At 72.0% G+C, this 20,706-nt stretch carries 19 protein-coding genes and 1 pseudogene; 13 read left to right on the top strand and 7 right to left on the bottom strand.

Going from position 1 to position 20,706, the window contains the following annotated elements; genetic code table 11:
- Positions 1-13 precede the first annotated feature (13 nt).
- The 3 genes and pseudogenes from alr to tsaE form a co-directional block, all read left to right on the top strand.
- Entirely contained in the window at positions 14-1,129 is a 1,116-nt protein-coding gene (gene alr / locus OG494_RS33110; RefSeq protein ID WP_328445438.1) for an alanine racemase, read from the top strand.
- Entirely contained in the window at positions 1,126-2,223 is a 1,098-nt protein-coding gene (locus OG494_RS33105; protein ID WP_328445436.1) for an alpha/beta fold hydrolase, read from the top strand. The genes alr and OG494_RS33105 overlap by 4 nt, the downstream gene beginning before the upstream one ends.
- A pseudogene (tsaE, locus tag OG494_RS33100) lies at positions 2,220-2,657 on the top strand (tRNA (adenosine(37)-N6)-threonylcarbamoyltransferase complex ATPase subunit type 1 TsaE); the annotation flags it as partial. The gene OG494_RS33105 and the pseudogene tsaE, both read left to right, overlap by 4 nt.
- Positions 2,658-2,699: 42 nt before the next feature.
- On the opposite strand, the gene OG494_RS33095 reads toward tsaE, so the two are convergent.
- Both OG494_RS33095 and OG494_RS33090 read right to left on the bottom strand, forming a co-directional pair.
- Positions 2,700-4,031 carry a carboxyl transferase domain-containing protein gene (locus OG494_RS33095; protein ID WP_328445434.1) on the bottom strand — a complete coding sequence of 444 codons (1,332 nt, stop codon included), beginning with the start codon at positions 4,029-4,031 and terminating at the stop codon, positions 2,700-2,702.
- Positions 4,024-5,448 carry an acyl-CoA synthetase gene (locus OG494_RS33090; RefSeq protein WP_328459098.1) on the bottom strand — a complete coding sequence of 475 codons (1,425 nt, stop codon included), beginning with the start codon at positions 5,446-5,448 and terminating at the stop codon, positions 4,024-4,026. Before OG494_RS33090 ends, OG494_RS33095 begins: the two co-directional genes overlap by 8 nt.
- A gap of 158 nt (positions 5,449-5,606) precedes the next feature.
- Between OG494_RS33090 and tsaB the strand changes: the two genes are divergently transcribed.
- Genes tsaB through tsaD form a run of 3 tightly spaced genes read left to right on the top strand, consistent with a single transcriptional unit; the run spans position 5,607 to position 7,794 of the window.
- Positions 5,607-6,272: a tRNA (adenosine(37)-N6)-threonylcarbamoyltransferase complex dimerization subunit type 1 TsaB gene (gene tsaB, locus OG494_RS33085; RefSeq protein WP_328445432.1), complete on the top strand. Its 666-nt coding sequence runs from the start codon at positions 5,607-5,609 to the stop codon at positions 6,270-6,272.
- Positions 6,269-6,748, top strand: coding sequence for a ribosomal protein S18-alanine N-acetyltransferase (gene rimI / locus OG494_RS33080; protein WP_328445430.1), 480 nt, complete (start codon positions 6,269-6,271; stop codon positions 6,746-6,748). The genes tsaB and rimI overlap by 4 nt, the downstream gene beginning before the upstream one ends.
- Positions 6,748-7,794 carry a tRNA (adenosine(37)-N6)-threonylcarbamoyltransferase complex transferase subunit TsaD gene (gene tsaD, locus OG494_RS33075; RefSeq protein WP_328445428.1) on the top strand — a complete coding sequence of 349 codons (1,047 nt, stop codon included), beginning with the start codon at positions 6,748-6,750 and terminating at the stop codon, positions 7,792-7,794. Before rimI ends, tsaD begins: the two co-directional genes overlap by 1 nt.
- A gap of 58 nt (positions 7,795-7,852) precedes the next feature.
- Here the strand turns inward: tsaD and wecB are convergent, their stop codons facing one another.
- The 3 genes from wecB to OG494_RS33060 form a co-directional block, all read right to left on the bottom strand.
- The gene (wecB, locus tag OG494_RS33070) at positions 7,853-9,004 is read right to left on the bottom strand and encodes a non-hydrolyzing UDP-N-acetylglucosamine 2-epimerase (RefSeq protein ID WP_328459097.1); all 1,152 of its coding nucleotides are present in this window, start codon (positions 9,002-9,004) and stop codon (positions 7,853-7,855) included.
- 95 nt (positions 9,005-9,099) lie between these two features.
- Positions 9,100-9,282: an LPXTG cell wall anchor domain-containing protein gene (locus OG494_RS33065; protein WP_328445426.1), complete on the bottom strand. Its 183-nt coding sequence runs from the start codon at positions 9,280-9,282 to the stop codon at positions 9,100-9,102.
- 11 nt (positions 9,283-9,293) lie between these two features.
- Complete coding sequence (locus OG494_RS33060; RefSeq protein ID WP_328445425.1) at positions 9,294-10,058, bottom strand: choice-of-anchor P family protein; 765 nt, start codon at positions 10,056-10,058, stop codon at positions 9,294-9,296.
- Between the two features lie 368 nt (positions 10,059-10,426).
- Between OG494_RS33060 and xrtP the strand changes: the two genes are divergently transcribed.
- On the top strand, positions 10,427-10,942 hold the full coding sequence (xrtP, locus tag OG494_RS33055) for an exosortase P (protein ID WP_328445424.1): 516 nt from the start codon (positions 10,427-10,429) through the stop codon (positions 10,940-10,942).
- Positions 10,943-10,986: 44 nt separating this feature from the next.
- Positions 10,987-12,315, top strand: a complete 1,329-nt coding sequence (locus OG494_RS33050; protein ID WP_328459096.1) for a glycosyltransferase family 2 protein — start codon at positions 10,987-10,989, stop codon at positions 12,313-12,315.
- Positions 12,316-12,377: 62 nt separating this feature from the next.
- Here OG494_RS33050 and OG494_RS33045 read toward each other — a convergent pair whose 3' ends face one another.
- The gene (locus OG494_RS33045) at positions 12,378-14,258 is read right to left on the bottom strand and encodes an N-acetylmuramoyl-L-alanine amidase (RefSeq protein ID WP_442874311.1); all 1,881 of its coding nucleotides are present in this window, start codon (positions 14,256-14,258) and stop codon (positions 12,378-12,380) included.
- Positions 14,259-14,508: 250 nt separating this feature from the next.
- Between OG494_RS33045 and groES the strand changes: the two genes are divergently transcribed.
- Both groES and groL read left to right on the top strand, forming a co-directional pair.
- Entirely contained in the window at positions 14,509-14,802 is a 294-nt protein-coding gene (groES, locus tag OG494_RS33040) for a co-chaperone GroES (protein WP_007031106.1), read from the top strand.
- Between the two features lie 97 nt (positions 14,803-14,899).
- On the top strand, positions 14,900-16,513 hold the full coding sequence (gene groL / locus OG494_RS33035; protein ID WP_328445417.1) for a chaperonin GroEL: 1,614 nt from the start codon (positions 14,900-14,902) through the stop codon (positions 16,511-16,513).
- Positions 16,514-16,950: 437 nt separating this feature from the next.
- Here groL and OG494_RS33030 read toward each other — a convergent pair whose 3' ends face one another.
- A complete protein-coding gene (locus tag OG494_RS33030) occupies positions 16,951-17,271 on the bottom strand; it encodes a WhiB family transcriptional regulator (RefSeq protein ID WP_305879369.1) in 321 nt (106 codons plus the stop codon).
- Between the two features lie 191 nt (positions 17,272-17,462).
- Between OG494_RS33030 and OG494_RS33025 the strand changes: the two genes are divergently transcribed.
- The 3 genes from OG494_RS33025 to OG494_RS33015 all read left to right on the top strand — a co-directional run bounded on the left by OG494_RS33025 (position 17,463) and on the right by OG494_RS33015 (position 20,470).
- Entirely contained in the window at positions 17,463-18,437 is a 975-nt protein-coding gene (locus tag OG494_RS33025; RefSeq protein ID WP_328445415.1) for a MerR family transcriptional regulator, read from the top strand.
- Positions 18,438-18,887: 450 nt separating this feature from the next.
- On the top strand, positions 18,888-19,742 hold the full coding sequence (locus OG494_RS33020; protein WP_328445413.1) for a hypothetical protein: 855 nt from the start codon (positions 18,888-18,890) through the stop codon (positions 19,740-19,742).
- Between the two features lie 131 nt (positions 19,743-19,873).
- On the top strand, positions 19,874-20,470 hold the full coding sequence (locus tag OG494_RS33015) for a response regulator transcription factor (protein ID WP_003073605.1): 597 nt from the start codon (positions 19,874-19,876) through the stop codon (positions 20,468-20,470).
- Positions 20,471-20,706: the final 236 nt, after the last annotated feature.

Raw genomic sequence — 20,706 nt, 5'->3', positions numbered from 1 at the left:
AACTGGAGGCGTTATGTCCTCCAGTCTTCCCAGGGCCCAGGTCGACATCGACCTCGACGCGATCCGCCACAACCTCGCGCTGCTGGGCGCCCGCGCGCCCGGCGCCGAAGTGATGGCCGTGGTGAAGGCCGACGCCTACGGCCACGGCGCGCTGCCGGTGGCGCGCGCCGCGGTCGAGGCCGGCGCGAGCTGGCTCGGCACCTGCTCGCTCGGCGAGGCCTTGGACCTGCGCCGCGCCGGGATCACGACCCGGCTGTTCAGCTGGCTCGACGTGCCCGAGGTCGACTTCGCCGCGGGCGTCGAGGCGGACGTCGACCTCGCCGCCAGCTCGGTGGGTGAGCTGGCTCGCATCGCCGCCGCCGTCCCAGTGGGTACTCAGGCTCGCGTGCACCTCAAAATCGACACCGGCCTCTCGCGCAACGGCTGCCCGCCCGCCGGCTGGGCCGAGCTGGTCGCGGCCGCCGCAGCCGAACCGCGCGTCGACGTCGTCGCGATCTGGTCCCACCTCGCGTGCGCCGACGAACCGGGCCACCCGTCGATCGACGCCCAGGCGAAGCGCTTCGACGAGGCCTACGACGTCGCCCGCGCCGCCGGGCTCGACCCGCAACGCCACCTCGCGAACTCCGCGGCCCTGCTGACCCGGCCGGATCTGCACTTCGACATCGTGCGGCCGGGCATCGCGATGTACGGGCTCAACCCCGTGCCGCAGGCCGAGGACCTGCGCCCGGTCATGACGTTCCGGTCCGCCGTCGCGCTGGTCAAGCGCATCGAGGCCGGGGAATCGGTGTCCTACGGGCACACCTGGACGGCGTCGCGCGACACGAACCTGGCCCTGGTGCCCGCGGGGTACGCCGACGGCGTGCCGCGGTCTCTGTCGGGCCGGATGGATGTCTGGCTCGGCGGGCAACGGCGTCCGGTCGTCGGGCGCGTCTGCATGGACCAGCTGATCGTCGACTGCGGTGACTTCGAGCCCGAGGTCGGCGCCGAAGTCGTCCTGTTCGGGCGGGGGACGAAGGGCGAGCCGACCGCGCGCGAATGGGCCGACAAGCTCGGCACGATCGACTACGAGATCGTGACGTCGATGTACCGCCCGCGGGTGCGGCGCCGGTATCTGGGGGCGGCCTCGTGACACCTTCACGTCGACTGCTGGCCATCGCCGGCGGGGTCGGGGCCATCGCCACCGGGACCGCCGCCGCCGCTATCGTCGCCGCGCAGCAGCGGCGGCACAGTGAGGACCCGTACGTGGACGAGCCGCTGGGGGAGCTGAAGCCGGACCGCATGTCCACGGTCGCGGCCGACGACGGCACCCCCCTGTCGGTCGAGGAGATCGATTCCGACGACGGCGGCAAGCCGGAACTGACCGTCGTGGGCGTGCACGGCTTCGCGCTTTCCCGGCGGTGCTTCCACTTCCAGCGCCGTGACCTCGCGACGCTCCGGCTGCCGCGGGTGCGTCAGGTCTACTACGACCACCGCGGCCACGGCCTGTCCGGCGCGGCGTCGGCGGAGAACTCGACGATCGAGCAGCTGGCCCGCGACCTCGACGTCGTGCTGCGGTCCGTGGTGCCGGAGGGGCCCATCGTGCTGGTGGGGCACTCGATGGGCGGCATGGTGATCATGGAGCTGGCCGCGGAGTTCCCCCAGCTGTTCGCGGACCGCGTGGCCGGCGTCGCCTTCATCGCGACGGCGGCGGGCGAAGTCGGGGCCCGCGGGCTGCCGCGTTCGCTGCTCTCGAAGTACAACCCACTGACGCGCGCCGCCGGCGGCCTCGCCGGCTGGCAGCCGGGCCTGGTGGAGTTCGTCCGCGCGGCCGGCGGCCAGCTGACGCGGCAGGCGGTGCGCCGGCTGGCGTTCGGCAGCCGCGACGTGGCGCCCCGGCTCGTCGACTTCATGCTCGAAATGCTGGAAGTGACGCCGGTGCGCGGGCTGGTGAACTTCGTCGACACCCTCGGCAGCCACAACCGCTACGCGGCGCTGGCCGGGCTGAAGACGGCGGAAGTGCTGGTCATCGGCGGTGATTCGGACCGTTTCACGCCGTTCGCGCACGCCGAGCGGATCGCGTCCGAGCTGCCCGACGCGGAGCTGGTGCGCGTCCGCGGCGCCGGGCACATGGTGCTGCTGGAGCAGCCCGACCTGGTGACCAGCTACCTGATCGACTTACTGCAACGCTGTTCCGGTGTGGACGGCGAAGACCCGGCCCGGCGGAACTGGTGGTGGCAGCGTTGACGTATCTGTTCCCGACGCCCGAAGACACGATGGAGTTCGGGCGGTCGCTCGGCCGTTCCCTGCGCGCGGGTGACCTGGTCCTGCTCGCCGGCCCCCTCGGCGCGGGCAAGACCACGCTGACCCGCGGCATCGCGGACGGCCTGGGTGTCGGCGGCCGGGTGAGCAGCCCGACGTTCGTCCTCGCCCGCGTCCACCCGGCGGGCCCTGCGGGCGTCCCGCTGATCCACGTCGACGCGTACCGCCTGGGCGGCGACCTGTCCCAGCTGGACGACCTGGACCTGGACACCGACCTGGAGCGTTCGGCGATCATCGTCGAGTGGGGCGAGGGTTCGGCGGAGCGGCTGTCGTCGGACTTCCTGGTGGTGCGCCTGGACCGCCGCGAGGACGACGTCCGCGAGGTCACCCTGGAACCCCACGGCTCATGGTCGGCACGGGCTGTCGTGAGTGTTCAGGGCGGTTCTAACCGCCCTGAACACTCACGACTCTTGCACCGAGACGACCGCGCGGGCCACGCCCAGCTGCACCAGATCCTGCGGCCGCAGCCGTAGCTGGTTGGCCAGCTCCGGCACCTCCGAGGCCGGGCGCTTCAGGATCGCCGCCGCCGCTTCCGGGGACGTCACCGAGAAGTACGCGTCCGGCGTCACCCACGTCGAGCCCGGCGCCGCGAACGCCAGCGCGCCTCCGGAGCCGCCTTCGCCGATCACCAGCGTCGTCACCGGGGCGACCGCCGTCGCTACCGCCTCGAACAGGTCCGCGATCGCGCCTCCCGCGCCTGCTTGCTCGGCCGCCGGGTCGTTGGCCGCGCCCGGGGTGTCGACCATGGTCAGCACCGGGATCGCCAGCCGCGACGCCAGCCGGACCAACCGCGCCGCCGTGCGGAAGCCCGACGGCAGTGTCGGTGTGCCGCACTGGGCCGCGTACGCGATCGTCCTTCCGTTGCGCCAGCCGAAGCCGCACGCGACGCCGGGGTCGACGCCGCCGCAGCGGTCGCCGCTGATGTCCTCGCGCCAGTCGAAGTACGCGTCCAGGTACTCGACGGCCCTTGCCCGGCGCGGGGAACGCGCGGCCTGGACCGCTTCCCAGCCCGTCTCCGGCAACGCGGCCTCGCGCAGCGCCCGGGGCGGCGGCGCCGCGGCGTTCGACCGGGACGTCAGCAACCGCAGCCATCGTTCCAGCGCCGCCCCGAGGTTCTCCGGCGCGACGATGGCGTCGACCTGGCCCCACTCGAGCTTCGCCTCCGCCGTGTAGGCCTCGGGCGAACCGGCGGGACGCACTCGCGAACCCGCGAAGCCGACCTGCGCCTCCGGCAGCGCGAGGATGACGTCGGCGCCCGCGCCGAGCGTCGCCCAGCCGCCGCCGGTCGTCGGGTCGCGCAGCACCGCGATCTGCGGGACGCCCGCCGCGCGCGTGCGCGCCGCCGCCCGGGCCACCCGCTGCAGCTGCATGAGCGCGCGCATTCCCTGCTGCATGCGGCTGCCGCCGGTCGCGATCAGCGAGACCACCGGCAGCCGGACGTCGCGGGCGTGCGCGAACGCCGCCTCGATCCGGTCCCCGGTGCGCTGGCCGAGCGAGCCGCCGAGGAAGCCGAACTCGAACGCGATCACGACGGCCTCGGCGTCCCCGATCTTCGCCGTCCCGCAGACGACCGACTCCTTCTCGCCGGTGCGCTCTTCGGCGGCGGAGCGTGCTTCGCGGTAGCCCGGCCAGTCGATCGGCCCGTCGGCGGGCTCCTCGCGCAACGGCGTCGTGAACTCCTCGAAGCCGGTCGAAATCGCTTCGACGACCTCGCGCGCCGGCCGCCTACTCACCGAGCGCTCGCTTCAGGACCTTGCCCATGTCGTTGCGCGGCAAGGCATCCAGGTACCGGACGACCCGCGGGCGCTTGTGCGGGGAAAGCAGCCGCGCGACGTGGTCGGCGAGTTCTCCGAGCGACGGCGGTTCCCCGTCCGGGACGACCCAGGCGACGATCCGCTCGCCGAGGTCGTCGTCCGGCTCGCCGGTGACCGCCGCCTCGGCGACGCCGGGGTGCTCCAGCAGCGCGTTCTCGATCTCGCCCGCGCCGATCTTGTAGCCGCCGCTCTTGATCAGGTCGGTCGCCTTGCGCCCGACGATCTTCACGTACCCGTCGGTGTCGCGCGTGGCCATGTCGCCGGTGCGGAACCAGCCGTCGTCGAACGCGGCCGCGGTGGCGTCCGGGCGGTTGAGGTACTCGGTGAACAGGTTCGGGCCGCGCACCTGGATCTCGCCGACGGTCTCGACGTCGTCGAGCACCTCGCCGGCGTCACCGATCAGCCGCAGGTCCACACCGCCGAGCGGGACGCCGACCGTGCCGGGCTTGCGCTCGCCGTCCGCGCGGACGCTCGTGTTCATCAGCGTCTCGGTCATGCCGTAGCGCTCGACGACCTGCTGGCCGGTCGCGTCGGTGATCCGCTGGTGGTCGTGCACCGGCAGCGCGGCGGATCCGGAGACGAGCAGCCGCGCGCCGCGCAGGGCGTCGGCCAGCGCGCTGTCGGTGCCGACCTCGCCGGCGATCCGGTGGTACATCGTCGGGACGCCGAACATCATGGTCGCCCCGGCCCTCAGCTCACGCGCGACGCCGTCGGTCGAGAACCGGCCGAGGTGGCGGACCGAGCCGCCGCGGCGCAGCGGGCCGAGGATGCCGAGGATCAGGCCGTGCACGTGGAACAGCGGGAGCGCGTGCACCAGGACGTCGTCGGCGGTCCACGCCCAGGCGTCTTCGAGGGCGTCCAGCGTGGTCGCGATCGAGCGGCGGGGGAGGACGACGCCCTTCGGCGGCCCGGTGGTCCCCGAGGTGTAGACGATCAACGCGGGCGCCTCGGCGTCCGGCTCTTCCGCGAGCGGTGTGGCCGGGCCGGTCAGCGGGATGTCCCGCCGTGGCAGGCCGGCCAACCCCTCCGGGAGCTCGACGCCCGGCTCGGCCAGCACCAGCTGCGGCTCGCTGTCGGCGAGGATGTGCGCCAGTTCGCGCTCGCCGATCTTCGGGTTGAGCGGCACCGCGGGAACCCCGGCGAGCAGGGCGGCGACGACGGCGACGCTGGTGTGCAGGGTCGGCGTCGCCCAGACCGCGACGCGGCCGCGGGGCAGCTCGGCGGCGAGGTTGCCGGCGACGGCGGCGAGCTCGGCGTAGGTCAGGGCCTGGTCGCCGAATCGGAGGGCTTCGTTGCCCGAGGCTGACGTGAGGGCGGGGAACAACGGGTCGGGCACCGCGGGGACCTCCAGCTCGGGGGACTCGCTGCTGCGAACCCCGATTCGCACGTTACCGTGCTGATCTGGCCCCCGCAGCGACCGGTTTCACAGCAGGGCCCGGGCCCGCGCAGGGTCGCTAAAAAGGACATCCCGGCCTGGTCGTAGGCTGGGACACCGTGTTGGTACTGGCGATCGATACCTCGACCCCGGCGGTCACCGCGGGCGTCGTCGCACTGGACGGCGACCGGGTCGAGACGCGCGGCGACCGGGTCACGGTCGATCCCCGCGCTCACGGCGAGCTGATCACGCCGCACGCCCTGGCCTCGGCCGAAGCCGCCGGCGTCACCCTCAAGGACCTCGACGCGATCGTCGTCGGCGTCGGCCCCGGGCCGTTCACCGGCCTGCGCGCCGGCATGGCCACCGCGGCCGCCTTCGGCCACGCGCTCGGCGTCCCGGTGTACCCGGTCGGCAGCCTCGACGCGATCGCCGCCGACGTCGTCCCGGGTGGGAAGCCGTTCCTCGTGCTCACCGACGCGCGCCGCCGCGAGGTCTACTGGGCGGCCTACGACGCGTCCGGCACGCGCACGCACGGCCCGGACGTCCAGCGCCCGGCCGATCTCGAGACCGACGTCAAGGCGGCGGCCGGTGACGGCGCGATCCTCTACGGCGCGGTCCTCGACGTCCAGCCGATCGAGCCGCGCTTCCCGTCGCCCGCCGGGCTGGTGAAGGCCGCTCGGAGCGCCTTGCTCGCGAAGGAAACGCCAGCCCCGCTGACGCCGTTGTACCTGCGGCGCCCGGACGCCGCCGAGCCGTCGGCGCCGAAACGGGTGACCGCGCCGTGAGACTCGATCCCCTGCGCCGCAAGGACATCGCCCGCTGCGTCGAGATCGAGAAGATCCTCTTCCCCGGGGACGACCCGTGGAACGCCCACGCGTTCCACTCCGAGCTGGACATCGGCCACTTCTACCTGGCCGCCCGGCCGGACGACGGCGACGAGGTGCTCGGGTACGCCGGGCTGGCCGTCGTCGGGCGGCGCCGCGGCGAGTACGAGGCGACCGTGCACACCATCGGCGTCGCGCCGGAGTACCAGGGCCAGGGCATCGGCAAGGCGCTGCTGCTGGCGCTGCTCGAGCGCGCCGACGAGTACGAGTCGCCGGTGTTCCTCGAGGTCCGCACGGACAACACGACCGCGCTCGCGCTGTACGAGCGCCACGGCTTCGAACGGCTCGGCATCCGGAAGCGCTACTACCAGCCTTCCGGCGCCGACGCGTACACGATGGTCCGCCCCGCGCGGACGCGAGACGAGGTGGCGGGCTGATGTCGCGCATCATCATGGGCATCGAGAGCTCGTGCGACGAGACCGGCGTCGGCCTGGTCCGCCTGCACGACGACGGTGCGGTCGAGCTGCTGGCCGACGAGGTCGCTTCGAGCGTCGAGCAGCACGCGCGGTTCGGCGGCGTCGTGCCGGAGGTCGCCAGCCGTGCGCATCTCGAAGCGATGGTCCCGACGACTTCCCGCGCTTTCGAGAAAGCCGGGCTGTCACTGTCCGATGTGGACGCCATCGCCGTGACGGCGGGGCCGGGCCTCGCGGGTGCGCTGCTGGTCGGCGTCTCCGCGGCGAAGGCGTACGCGACGGCGCTGGACGTGCCGCTCTACGGCGTCAACCACCTGGCCGGGCACATCGCGGTGGACACACTGCAGCACGGGCCGTTGCCGACTCCGTGCCTCGCGCTGCTGGTCTCCGGCGGGCACACGCAGCTGCTGCGCGTCGACGACATCGCGTCGTCGATCACCGAACTCGGGTCCACTGTGGACGACGCGGCGGGCGAGGCGTACGACAAGGTCGCGCGGGTGCTCGGCCTGCCGTACCCGGGCGGCCCGCCGATCGACAAGGCGGCGAAGAACGGCAACCCGGCGGCGATCGCGTTTCCGCGCGGCATGACCGGCCCGCGTGACGCGAAGTTCGACTTCTCCTTTTCCGGCTTGAAGACGTCGGTCGCGCGCTGGGTCGAAGGCGCTCAGCGGCGCGGCGAGGAGATCCCGGTGGACGACGTCGCGGCGTCGTTCCAGGAGGCCGTCGCGGACGTGCTGACGGCGAAGGCGATCCGCGCGGCGAAGGAGCAGGGGATCGGCACGATCGTCATCTCCGGCGGCGTGGCGGCGAACTCGCGGCTGTCGTCGCTGGCGGCGGAACGCTGTGCGGCGGCGGGCATCGAGCTGCGTGTGCCGCGGCCGCGGCTGTGCACGGACAACGGCGCGATGATCGCGGCGCTGGGCGCGCACGTGGTGGCGGCCAAGCGCCCGACAGCGGCGCTGGACTTCAGCGCCAACCCGGCCCTCCCGGTCAACGTCATCTCGCTCTAGTCCTCGTGAGTGTTTAGGGCGGTTCTAACCGCCCTAAACACTCACGACGAGTCTGGGCCTACGAAGCCGCGGCGTGCCGGTGCGCGGGCGTCCCGACGCCGAGCAGCTCTTCGATCGCGGCGACCGCCAAGACCGCCGCATTGCCTTCGCCGTAAGGGTTTCCCACCTGTGCTGTGCGTAGGTCACCCTGGAGCAGCCGTGCGGCCGTGTCGGCGATCCGGGCCGTGTCCGTGCCCACCAGCCACGCGCACCCGGCCTCGACGACCTCCGCGCGCTCGGTGACGTCGCGCAGGACCAGTACCGGCGTGCCGAACGTCGGCGCTTCCTCCTGGATGCCGCCCGAATCCGTCAGCACCAGGGACGCCAGCCGCAGCGCGCGCACCAGGTCCGGGTACTCCAGCGGGTCGGTCACCGTCACCCGCGGCAGGCCACCCAGCGCGGCCTCCACCTGGTCCCTGACCTGCGGGTTCGGGTGCGCCGGGAACAGCACCTGGACGTCCGGGTGCTCGGCGACGATCAGCTGCACCGCCGCCAGCGTCCGCTCCAGCGGCTCGCCCCAGGACTCGCGGCGGTGCGACGTCACCAGCACCAGCCGCTCGCCCGCCTCGGCGATCTCCATTTCCAGCAGCGCCAGCGCCGTGTCGCGCGCCGGGAGGTCGCGGGCCGCGATCTCCAGGACCGCGTCGACGACCGTGTTGCCCGTGACCGCGATGCGTTGCCGCGGAACGCCTTCCGCGCGCAGCTCCGCCGCCGCGCCGAGGGTCGGGGCCAGGTGCAGCGCGGCCAGGCGGGACACCATCTGCCGCGCGCCCTCCTCGGGGAACGGCGCGGTGAGGTCGTGCGTGCGCAGCCCGGCTTCCAGGTGCACCACCGGGATGCCCAGCCAGAACGCGGCGAGCGCGCCCGCCAGCGTCGTCGTCGTGTCGCCCTGGACGACCAGCGCGGCCGGCGCACACCGGCGCAGCGCGTCGTCCAGCGCGGGCAGCAGGCCCGCCACGAGCTCCGCCTGCCCGCCGGTGACGCGCGGCGGGACGTCCAGCCACTCGTCGGCGACCAGGCCGAACGGCAGCAGCGCCTGCTCGACCATGCCCGCGTGCTGGCCGCTGTGGACCAGGATCGGCCGCAGCGCCGGGTGGGCGTCCATGGCCAGCGCCAGCGGCGCGAGTTTGAGCGCTTCCGGGCGGGTCCCGGCCAGCAACATCACGTCCACCCCGCGGTGCTCCTTTTCCACGTCGTCCAGTTTCCACGAGAATTTGGGACCGGGGCCGCCGGCGTGCGAGGGGCGCACGCCGACGGCTCCGGTTTTCAGTGCTCCCGCGCCTGGGAGAGACGGCGGTTGCGGCGGTGGACGGCGATCAGCGCGACGGTCCCGAGCAGGACCAGCAGCACGCCGACGGCCAGCCACCACCCGATGTCGGCCCCGGTGGCGGCGAGGGTGCCCACCCCGCCACCGGCCACGCCGACGCCCGCGCCCGGCATCCTGTACATCCGGACCTCGCTCAGGCCGTGCGGCGGTTGCGGAAGATGCGCGTGCCGACCGGCAGCGCGATCGCGCCGAGCAGGCCGAGCCCGACCCACAGGCCGGCCCCGGACGCCAGCGGCATCGGCGGCGCGGCCGGGCCGCAGGTCGCCGACGACACGATCACGTCACCCGAGCCGAGGGCGCCGACGACGCCACCGAGCAGCTTCACGTGGAGCGCGTTGACCGTGAGGCTGCCGTCCTTGTTCTGGATCTGCTCGTTGAGGATGATCGTCGCCACGTTGACCAGGCCGATGGCCACCTTGATCTGGGTGTTCGGCGCCGGGTTGGCGTCGACCGCGCCGATGCTGCCGAGCTTCGCGTCGGCCAGCGTGCTGCTGCCCTTGACGCCTTCCTGGGTGGCGGTGCAGACGGCTTCGACGGTCTTGACGCCGACAGTGCCGAGAGCGGCCTTGAGCAGGGGCAGGCCGACGTCGGCGGTGGTCGCCTTGGCCGTCACCGCGCCGGATTCGTCGTCGCGCTTGGCCTCGGCGGTGATCACGCCGGCGGTCAGGATGCCGGCCGCGGTGGCGCCGGCCACCGTGCTCGTCGTCGGACCGGCGGTGTTCGCGACCGCGAGCGGCCCCACATTCACCGCGGGCTGGCCGAGCAGCGTCACGCCGACTTTGACGCCGTACGCGGAACCGTCGCCGGGGGCCGCCGAAGCGGGGGCCGCGCCGGCGAGCACGACGCTCGCCACGACCGCGGCGAGCAGTCCGCCGCGTCGCACGAGGGAGCTCTTCATCAACTGGTCCTCCGAATTCGCTGAGTTTCTCGGGGGTTGGGTTTACGTGTCTGTGGGCGCGGATGCATCCGGCTTGCCTCGATTCGGCACGCGAATCGACTATCGCCAAGACGGCCCCGAATAGCACACTAAAATCGCCGAATCACCGGATCGGGTAGTGCTTTCGAGTAATCCCGCAGGTCGAATCCGACGTCACCCGGACGGCCTAGCAAGTTCGCGCCCGAAACTGCCGAATGGCCGCTTAAACCCCTCCTCCGAGTGGAACCGCGGGGCGATCATGACTTACGCTCGGGCGGGGTCCGCAGCTTGAACGAGAAATCGACACCGAGAGGAACGTCGTGGCCGTAGCGAGCGCTCCGCACTCAGGGATGACGAAGTTTCCGCTGGTCGTGGCGCTGGCCGCGCTGGCCGCCGCAGGAGCCGTGGTGGTGCTGGCCGAGCGGCTCTACCGCGAACTGGAAGTACGGCTCGCGGGCGCGATCCTCAACGTCATCACTACATCGGGTGTTTACGTAGCGCCCGATCGGGAGTCTGTTTACTTTGGGTTGAGTAGCGCTACTCCATTCGGGTTGAGAATGACACCGGAATGTTCGTCGGCGTTTCTTCTGCTGCCACTGCTCGTTGTCACGATGGCCATGCTCTGGTTCCGGCCCGCGAATGCGCGCCGGTTGTTCTTTTCCCTCGGCATTTCCGCGGTCGTCGTGGTGCTGGTGAACCAGCTGCGCATTCTCACGATCGTCGGCCTGGTCCACTGGCTCGGCCCGGACGAGGGCTACTACTGGGGGCACACGCTGCTCGGCTCGATGGTGAGCGTGTTCGGCGGCGCCGTCTCGCTGGTCCTGTTCGTCTGGCTTGCGACGCGCAAGCCCAAGGTGGCGGCGTGAGCGTCAAGGTCCTGCTGGCGATCACCCAGGCGTTCGCGCTGACCATGAGCGTGGCGTTCCTCGTCTACGTCGTGCTGATCGTGGTGCCGTACCTGCGCCGCAAACCCGGCCCGGTCGGTGACCCGGCGGACTTCACGTGGCACTTCTTCGTGCCGTGCCGCGACGAGCAGACCGTCATCCGCGAGACGATCCGCTACCTGCGCACGACGTTCCGGCACGCGCACGTCTGGGTCGTCGACGACGACTCGGAGGACCGGACCGCCCGCGTCGTCCGGATGCTGTGGCGGCGCAACGGCGGGTACGACCCGTACCTGCACCTCGTGCCGCGCGTCCGGCCCGAGGCCCGCACCGGCAAGGGGGACGCGCTCAACGCGGCCTACCGGGCCCTGAACGACTGGATGGGGCCGGCCGCGACGCGCGACGACGTCGTGGTCGTGGTGGTCGACGCCGACGGCCGCCCGGCGCCGAACTGCCTCGACGTCTGCGCCGCCGACCACCTCTTCGGCGACCCGGGGATCGGCGCGGTGCAGCTCGACGTCCGGATGAGCAACGTCGAGACCCCGCCGCCGACGCGCAACCCGGCCGGCCGCTGGTTCGGGCTGAAGCTCGCCCAGCTGCAGGACCTGGAGTTCCGGACGGCGATCGCGGCGATCCAGACGTCGCGCGGGTTCACCGGCACGATCTCCATGGGCGGCAACGGCCAGTTCACCCGGCTCACCGCGCTCGACTCGATCGCCGGCCCCGCCGCGCAGCCGTGGCGCGGCTCGCTGCTGGAGGACTTCGAGCTCGGCGTCCACCTGCTCACCGAAGGCTGGCGCACCGGGTTCACGCCGGATTCCCATGTGGCGCAAGAAGGTCTGTACAGCCTGCGGCGGTTCCTGGTGCAGCGCACGCGCTGGGGCCAGGGCACCATGCAGTGCGCGCGGTACCTGCGGCGGATCTGGGACTCGCCGCACGTCAGCACGCTCGGCGCGGCGGAGATGATGTACTACCTCGCGCAGCCGTGGCTGCAGCTGCTCGGGTCGCTGCTGTACCCGATCCCGTTCCTGCTGCTGATCTTCGGCACCGCGGGCGACCCGGCGCAGATGTGGTCGTGGTTCACCGGCGGCGCGTGGATCCTCTTCGCCATCTACGGCTCGTTCGGCCTGCTGCCGTTCCTGGTCTGGGGCCCGATCTACCAGCTGAAGTGCTTGCGCAGCAAGAATATCCTGCGCGGCATCGGCCTGGGCTTCGCGTACGCGGCGTACATCTACACGTTCTACGTGACGTCGTGGCGAGCGTTGTTCCGCCTGATCCGCGGCCGCAACGGCTGGGCGAAAACGCGTCGCAACACCGAGCAGTCCGCGGGCGCGAAGGTCGCCCTGGACGCCTGAAAGTCCGTGAAGGCCTCCTTGAGGGACTCAGAGTCCCTCAAGGAGGCCTTCACGGACCTCGGCTAGAACGCCGGCAGGAACCGGACGTCGTCCGCCTTGACGAACGCGATCCGGTGGCCGAACTGGATCTGGACGTACTTGAGCTTGCCCTTCACGACCACGTGGTCGGCGACGTCGAACGTCGTCGCCGAGTAGTACTCCGACCCGACCACCCCGGCCGACGAGTACTTCTGCCCGGCGGCCAGCGTGTACGGCAGCGGCGTGATGGCCTGCGGCGTCAGGTTCGCCGGGTAGGCCTCGGGCTCGGGGTAGGCGCGGCCGTACACCGGAATCGTGGCGAGGCCGGGCTTCGGCGTCACGACCAGGCCGATCGCGGGCTTGGCGACCCGCGCGTTGTGCGGGTTGCGGAACCAGCCCTTCTGCCCGAGGTACCAGATCGCCGTCCAGTCGCCGCTGGTGCCGGCGACGGCGTACCGCTGCCCGGTGGCGGCCCGGCTGCCGACGTCCGCGACGTCCATAGTGGACGGTGTGCCCTTGGGGTGCAGGCCGACGTCGACCAGCAGCGGCGAGGAGTCAGAGGGCTGCGAGTGCAGTACGACGGCCTCGGAACCCCTTGGCGTGCAGGGCGTTCCGGCGGTGTCGCAGCCGGTGAAGATCGGCTGGTTCTTCGTGAAGTCCGGGTCGATGGTGACCAGCGACGAGCCGGGCAGCCCGAACCCGCCGAGCGGCGCGCCCAGCAGGTCGAAGTAGTGCGACCAGTCCCAGTAGGGGCCCGGGTCCCAGTGCATGCCGGCGATCGTCGACGGGATCGTGCCCGGCACGTTGTCGTGGCCGATGATGTGCGCGCGGTCGAGCGGGATGTCGTACTTGCGCGCGAGGTACCCGACGAGCTTCGCGCTCGAGCGGTACATCGCCTCGGTGTACCAGGTGCCCTTCGCGGCGAAGCCCTCGTGCTCGATACCGATCGACTTGGCGTTGATGTACCAGTTGCCCGCGTGCCAGGCGACGTCCTTGGTCGGCACGTGCTGCGCGATCAGGCCGTCGGCCGAGCGGATGGTGTAGTTCCAGCTCACGTACGTCGGGTCCTGGGCGAGCTTGAGGACGCTGTCCCAGTAGCCCTCGGTGTCGTGGATGACGATGTGGTCGATCTTCTGGCCGGCCGGCCGGTCGGCCAGGTCGTGGTTGCCGTAGTCGTTGCCCGGCAGCTCCTGGTAGGGCGCCGGCACGGACTCGCAGGTGACGGTCCGCGGGCACTCGACGTTCGCCGGGTTCGCCTCGGCGTGCTCCGGCACGGTGATGCCGGGCGTGGCGGCGAGGGTGACCTGCTGCCCGTCGTCGGTGGTGCGGCTCACGCCGCTCTTGATGGTCTCGAAGACCTCGTCGGCGAAGGTCTGCCCAGCGGCCTCGCCGGATCCGCCGTACCGCGCGACAGCGTCGTACCAGCCGGTCTGCCCCAGGTGGTACTTGGCGAGCAGGGCGGCGCCACCCCGGATGTTCTGCGTGGTGTCGGTACGCAGGGTCTTCGGTTCGGTCTTGAGCAGGTGAGCGGCCTCGTCGACGGTCTGCAGCCCGGCTTGCGGCGGCACGTCGGGCCCCGCGGCCGGGTGCAACGCGGGCCGCGCGTCATCACCGCGCGGGTCCTCGCTGCCCTGGTCGTGGTGGCTGCCGGCGACCCCGGCTTCCCGCAGGTCGGTGAGGTGCATGGGCCCGTACCCGGCGGCGGTGCTGGGCGTCCCGCCGTTGAAGTCCCACCGGGACTCCAGGTAGGAGACGCCGAGCAGGACGTCGAGCGGAACCCCGAACTCGGCGGCCGCGGCGGCGAAGTCCCGCTGCCGCTGATCGGTGGTCGCGGCATGGGCGGGCGCGGTGGCGAGCCCACCGAGCAGGGCGACGGCAGCGGCCAGCGCCGCCGTTCTGGAGAGCGAACGAAACGACATGGGCATAAACCCCCAGGGTCCAGGTGCCAGACGGTGAGAACCTAACCAGAAACTCACGCCGGGGGTAAGAGCCGCCGCCGACCTGCCGAAGAGTGGGGGGCGCCGGCCTTCGGGTGGACCCTGGTTGCACGGCTGGCACTCCCGTGGCTAGAGTGCTAATCGCACGGCCCGACAGCCCCGGCACCCGCGACGGCGGGGGTGGTAGAGCCGTAACCACATCCTGCCAACGCTTTCGACGACCGTGGAGGTCAACCCGGTGAGCGTGAACATCAAGCCGCTCGAGGACAAGATCGTTGTCCAGACGAGTGAGGCCGAGGAGACGACCGCTTCCGGCCTCGTCATCCCCGACACCGCCAAGGAGAAGCCCCAGGAGGGCAAGGTTCTGGCCGTGGGCCCGGGCCGGATCGACGACAAGGGCAACCGCGTCCCGCTCGACGTTTCCGTCGGCGACGTCGTCATCTACTCGAAGTACGGCGGCACCGAGGTCAAGTACAACGGTGAGGACTACCTCATCCTGTCCGCCCGCGACGTGCTGGCCGTCATCAACTGACGTCCGCTCGCAGCGCATGACGCCCCGGGCCCCGCACAAGCCGGGGGACGGGGCGTTCGTGCGTTCAAGACCCACCGAAAGGTAAGCGGAACACGCTATGCCCAAGCAGATCAGATTCGACGAGGACGCTCGTCGCGCCTTGGAGCGCGGGGTGAACAAGCTCGCCGACACGGTCAAGGTCACCCTCGGCCCGCGCGGTCGCCACGTCGTGCTCGACAAGAAGTTCGGTGGCCCGACCATCACCCTCGACGGCGTGACCGTCGCCCGTGAGATCGAGCTCGACGACCCGTTCGAGAACCTCGGCGCCCAGCTCGCCAAGAGCGTGGCCACCAAGACCAACGACGTCGCCGGTGACGGCACCACGACCGCGACCGTGCTCGCGCAGTCGCTGGTGAAGGTCGGCCTGCGCAACGTCGCGGCCGGCGCGAACCCGACCTCGATCGGCCGTGGCATCGAAGCCGCCGCGGCGAAGGTCATCGAGGTCCTCAAGAGCAAGGCGACCCCGGTCAAGGGCCGCGAGAGCATCGCCCAGGTCGGCACCGTCACCTCCCGCGACGCCAACATCGGCGCCCTGCTCGGCGAAGCCGTCGAGAAGGTCGGCGAGGACGGCGTCATCACCATCGAGGAGTCGTCCACCCTGGCGACCGAGCTGGTGATCACCGAGGGCGTCCAGTTCGACAAGGGTTTCCTCTCGGCGCACTTCGCGACCAACCCGGAGGAGCAGAAGGCGATCCTCGAGGACGCCTACATCCTGCTCGTCCGCGAGAAGGTCTCGTCGCTGGCGGACCTGCTGCCGGTGCTCGAGAAGGTCGTCGAGGCCAAGAAGCCGCTGCTGATCATCGCCGAGGACGTCGACGGCGAAGCGCTGTCCACCCTCGTGGTGAACTCGCTGCGCAAGACGATCACCGCCGTCGCCGTCAAGGCGCCGTTCTTCGGTGACCGTCGCAAGGCGTTCCTGGACGACCTCGCGGTCGTCACCGGCGGCGAGGTGATCTCCGCGGAGATCGGCATGAAGCTGGCCGACGCGGACCTCGGCTCGCTCGGCGGCGCGCGGCGCATCGTCGTCACCAAGGACGACACCACCATCGTGGACGGCGCCGGCACCAAGGACGCCACCCAGGCGCGGATCGCCCAGATCCGCAAGGAGATCGAGAGCACCGACTCCGACTGGGACCGCGAGAAGCTGCAGGAGCGGCTCGCGAAGCTGGGCGGCGGTGTCGCGGTGATCAAGGTCGGCGCGGCCACCGAGACCGAGCTGAACGAGCGCAAGCACCGCATCGAGGACGCCGTGGCGGCGACCAAGGCGGCCGTCGAGGAGGGCATCCTGCCCGGCGGTGGCTCGGCGCTGGTGCACGCGGTCAAGGAGCTGGAAGACGGCCTCGGCCTCGAAGGCGACGAAGCGACCGGTGTCCGCATCGTGCGTGACGCGCTGTCCGCCCCGCTGTTCTGGATCGCGACCAACGCGGGCCACGAGGGCGCGGTCATCGTCAACAAGGTCCGGGAGCAGAGCTGGGGCCACGGCTTCAACGCCGCCACCGGCGAGCTGACCGACCTGCTGGCCGCCGGCATCGTCGACCCGGTCAAGGTGACCCGGTCCGCGGTGGCGAACGCCGCCTCGATCGCGCGCCTGGTGCTGACGACGGAGAGCTCCATCGTCGAGAAGCCGGCCGACGAAGAGCCCGCCGCGGCGGGCCACGGCCACTCGCACTGACGCGTTTCCGAGCACGAGAGGGGCGGCATCCCGCAAGGGGTGCCGCCCCTTCTCGTTGTGTCGGCAGCCGGGTCACGCCGCAGGCGGAGGCCTGTTCGGCGGCCCCGCGGTTGCTCGCCCTTGACGTCCGACACACGAGACCGAGGCGGCACCCGCACAGACGCAGCCCCTCGCACGTCAGCCGGGGAGCCGCGCAGGTGAAGCCGCCGTTCTCGGCCGGGTGCGCAGGACCTGTACAGCGCCCCGCGGCCACTCACACCGACGCGTTCGACGCGCGACAAGGCGGCATCTCCCGAGCGTGCCGCCTGCTCGACGCGCGAAAACGGGGCGGCATCCGCATGGATGCCGCCCCGTTCCCGTCCCGGGCCGGACTGCAGCCCGGAAAGCACGGAGGGCGGCCACCCCACCCGGCGCCGCCCTCCGGTGTCTGTGGGCCGTCAGCCGCCCGACATGCTGAGCGTGCGTTTGTCGGCCTTGATCAAGTGTTCGCGTTCGGACTCCGAGAGCCCGCCCCAGATGCCGTAGGGCTCGTGCACCGCCAGCGCGTGGCTGCGGCACATCTCCAAGACGGGGCAGCTCAGGCACACCGCTTTCGCCCTTGCTTCCCGCCGTGCCCGCGCCGGGCCGCGCTCGCCGTCCGGGTGAAAGAAGGACGCGCTGTCCATCCCCCGGCACGACCCTTCCAGCTGCCAGTCCCACATGTCGGCGTTGGGTCCTGGGAGCCTGCGCGTGTCTGCCATCCTGACCGCCTCCGTCATTCGGTCGATGCCGCTAGCTGCTCTGCTGTGGTGCCGATACTCCATTCGGTGCAACGGCCGTAACGTTAGAAGCGCGCCAATAGTTGTTCAAGCGATTCGGTTCGATTCAGCCGTTAGGCATCCCCCGGATGTGTGAGCGGGGGTTTCGCCTCCGGTTGCCGACCTCGGTGCGTGCCTGGATATTGAGGCTCGTGGGAGCTGGGTCGGGTACCGAAGAACCCACCCTGCCGGTGGCCTCGGTCGCCCGCCGGCTCGGGGTCGCGCCGTCCACCCTCCGAACCTGGGACCGGCGCTACGGGCTGGGCCCCAGCCGCCACACCGACGGCCGGCACCGCCGCTACGGCACCTCCGACATCGGCCGGCTCGAACTGATGCAGCGGGCCCTCCTCAGCGGGGCGTCGACGGCGGAGGCCGCGCGCTACGCCCTCGAGCAGATCCCGCGCTCCGGTTCGCCGCAGCCGGAGGAGCCCGAGGAGCCTCCCGAAGCCGGCGCCGCCGACGACGGTCACGAGGTCCGCTCCCGGCTCGCGCGCCGGCTGAGCACCGCGGCGCTCGCCATGGACGTCCACGCCGTGCAGCACATGCTCGCCGACACCATCACCGAGCTCGGGGTGCTGCCCGCCTGGACGGGCGTGCTCGAGCCGGTGCTGTCGGCGCTCGGGGCCCGCTGGCGCGGGGCGAGCGCGGGCGCGGAGGTCGAGTACCTGCTCGCCGAGTGCGTGTCCGCCGCCCTGGTCCGCGCCACCCCGGTGCTCGACGAGCCGCGCAACACCCGGCCGGTGCTGCTCGGCTGCGTCCCGGAAGAGCGCGACACGATGCCGATGTACGCGCTCGCGGCGTCGCTGGCCGGCCGCCGGATCGGCGCTCAGCTCTTCGGGGTGCCGCTGCCCGCGGACGTCCTCGCGGTGGCGGTCCGCCGCAGCGCCCCGGCGGCGGTGGTGCTGTGGGCCCACCGCCGCGGGATGGCCGACCCCCGCCTGTTCGCCCGGGTCTCGCGCGGCCGCCAGCGCAGCAGGCTCTTCGCCTGCGGACCGGGCTGGGACCCGGCCGGGATGCCGGATCAGGTCGAGCTGCTCCCGGACCTCCCGGGCGCGGCGGACCGCATCGAGCACGTCCTGGTCGGCGCGCGGCGGGAAAGCCGTGAGGGGCACCTTCACGGCTTTTAGGTCCGTGAGGGTGGCCCTGACGGGCTTTCCCGGGGCGACGGTGTCGAGACGGGGCGGGCGGCTCGGCGAGGCGAGATGGGGCAGCGGGCGAGACGGGTGGCCTCTCGGCGGGCGAAACGGGTCGACGGCGGCGAGACGGGCGGCGGCTCGGCGACCGGGATGGTGCGGCGGCCGAACGGGGCGGGCGAGGCGGGGCGGGCGAGGCGGGGCGGCGGCTCGGCCGGGGGAGACGGGTGGCCCGCGGGCTGCCGTGCCCCGGCGGCCGTCGCGATTCGCGGGCCGGCCCGCCCGAACGCGCCGTGCGCTGCCGGTGGCTCGGTCGGGCCGTACGGCCGTTCGGCGGATCCGCGACGGGCGCGCCACCGAGTCGTCAGCGGTACCCGGCGCGAACCGCGCGGCTCCGGTCACTTCGATCATGTTCTTGTCGGTGGGAGGGGCTAGAAAGGACGGGTGCACGAACCCGCCCTCCGCGCCGCCGCCTTCGGGGGTGACCCGCGGCCCGACCCGGCCGTCCTTCGTGGCACCGGGACGCCCAGAGCCCGCCTGCTCGCCGCGATCGTCCTCGGCGCCCAGGGGCGCTACGCGGCCGCCGCGGCGCTCCTGGACCCCCTGCGGACGGCGGGCGACCCCTTGCTCGGCTCCCTGGCCGCCAGCACTCTCGCCGCGCACCGGCGGCAGCTGGGCGGGCACCGGAAAGCCCGCGCGCTCGACGGCGAAGCCTTCGCCCGCGCCGCGACCCTCCACAGCGACCCGGACCCGGACGGGCTCGACGCCGCCGGTGCCCGGGCCGACGCCCTGCTGGGCCTGGCCGCCGACAACCTCGCCCTCGGCCGGCTGAGCGCCGCCCGGCGGCTGGCCGCCCGCGCCGAGCGGGAGCACGCCGGGTGGCGGGCCGACGTCCGCCGCGGCTGGGTCGGCGCCGAGATCGAGCTCGCCGCAGGTCAGGGTGCCGCCGCCGTGGCGCCCGCCGAGCGCGCCTTCGAAACTGCGGTCGCCCGTGGCGCGCGCCGGCACGCCACCAAATCCGGGATTGTGCTGGCCGTGGCCCTGCGGGCCGCCGAGGCTCCCGATCACCGGAACATTTCGGACGCTCTCGTCGGAAAGGCAATGGCGACCGCCGAAGAATGCGAACTGCTTTCACTTTTGTGGCCGGCCGCCCTTGTCGCGGCCGATCTGCGCCCTGGACACGCCGAGGAGTATCGATTCAGAGTGGCGGAGGTGTTGCACGCAGTGTTACGAAGCGCAGATCCTTGCGGGAGGAGGATCGCGGGGGAATCGCCATGGGTCCCCGCCCCGGGTGGTTGAGCCGTCGGAATGGGGTGTTCCGGCATCCGGGCTAAGAAGTTTCAAAAAAAGCCACCGGATCGTGTCAAGGTTCGGGCTAAAGCGTCCGATAGGGGAAGTGGAATGTCACCCGGCTGCAGGAAGGAAACCCCGTGACGACGGTCTTGATCTGCGACGACCGACGCAGTGTCCGTGAAGGGCTCACCCGAGTGATGTCCGCGGTCCCTGGGGTCAGTCGCATCGACTGCGTAGCGCACGGTGACGAGCTGCTGGCCCGGTACTCCCGTCAGCCCGTCGACGTCGTGCTGGTCGGAACGCAACGCGCGGTCCCGACAGGTGTCGAAGCCACCCGGCGGCTCGTCTCTGCGAACCCCCAGGCGAACGTCATCGTGTTCGGCGCCCCGGACGACGCGGGCAGCATCGCTGCCGCGATCGCCGGTGGTGCCCGCGGCTATCTCCGCTGGGACGCGTCCCGGCCGGAGCTGGTCGCCGCACTGGCCCACACCCTCGCGAGCACCTCGGTGCCCGCGCCCCGTCAGCCGTCCGACCCGGGCGTCCAGCTGACCGAGCGCGAGCTTCAGGTGCTCCGCGGGATGAGCCAGGGCAAGAGCAACGGCCAGATCGGCCGCGAGCTGTACCTGTCCGAGGACACGGTCAAGACCCACGCCCGGCGGCTGTTCCGCAAGCTCGGCGTGCGCGACCGCGCGCAGGCCGTGGCGCACGGCTTCCGCCGCGGCCTGGTCAGCTGACCGGTTCACGGCACTCTCCTCGATCCTGACACGGCCGGAATACAGGTGACGACGGGCCAGGGCGCACCGCCCTGGCCCGCACTTGTGTGGTCCCCATCACATTCCGGCGCCCTTCGGGGCCGCCCTCGGGGTGCTCACGCGCCCCGGCTCCCGTCCACCGGGCGGGAACTCGTACCTGTGGCCCCGGTCGCTCGTTGATTCGACGACATCGATCGTGGCTCGCAGGGGCTAATCCG

The organism is Amycolatopsis sp. NBC_00438 (assembly GCF_036026695.1).
Taxonomy (GTDB): Bacteria; Actinomycetota; Actinomycetes; order Mycobacteriales; family Pseudonocardiaceae; genus Amycolatopsis.
Note: the sequence above shows the minus strand (reverse complement) of the source record. Positions and strands in the feature narration are given on the sequence as shown.

What these genes read in the sequence shown, in the direction of transcription:
- alr (WP_328445438.1), top strand. Translation starts at nt 14, where the DNA reads ATGTCCTCCAGTCTTCCCAGGGCCCAGGTCGACATCGACCTCGACGCG.
- OG494_RS33045 (WP_442874311.1), bottom strand. Translation starts at nt 14,258, where the DNA reads ATGCCCATGTCGTTTCGTTCGCTCTCCAGAACGGCGGCGCTGGCCGCT.
- tsaD (WP_328445428.1), top strand. Translation starts at nt 6,748, where the DNA reads ATGTCGCGCATCATCATGGGCATCGAGAGCTCGTGCGACGAGACCGGC.
- OG494_RS33065 (WP_328445426.1), bottom strand. Translation starts at nt 9,282, where the DNA reads ATGTACAGGATGCCGGGCGCGGGCGTCGGCGTGGCCGGTGGCGGGGTG.
- OG494_RS33060 (WP_328445425.1), bottom strand. Translation starts at nt 10,058, where the DNA reads ATGAAGAGCTCCCTCGTGCGACGCGGCGGACTGCTCGCCGCGGTCGTG.
- OG494_RS33030 (WP_305879369.1), bottom strand. Translation starts at nt 17,271, where the DNA reads ATGACGGAGGCGGTCAGGATGGCAGACACGCGCAGGCTCCCAGGACCC.
- xrtP (WP_328445424.1), top strand. Translation starts at nt 10,427, where the DNA reads ATGACGAAGTTTCCGCTGGTCGTGGCGCTGGCCGCGCTGGCCGCCGCA.
- groL (WP_328445417.1), top strand. Translation starts at nt 14,900, where the DNA reads ATGCCCAAGCAGATCAGATTCGACGAGGACGCTCGTCGCGCCTTGGAG.
- OG494_RS33050 (WP_328459096.1), top strand. Translation starts at nt 10,987, where the DNA reads ATGAGCGTGGCGTTCCTCGTCTACGTCGTGCTGATCGTGGTGCCGTAC.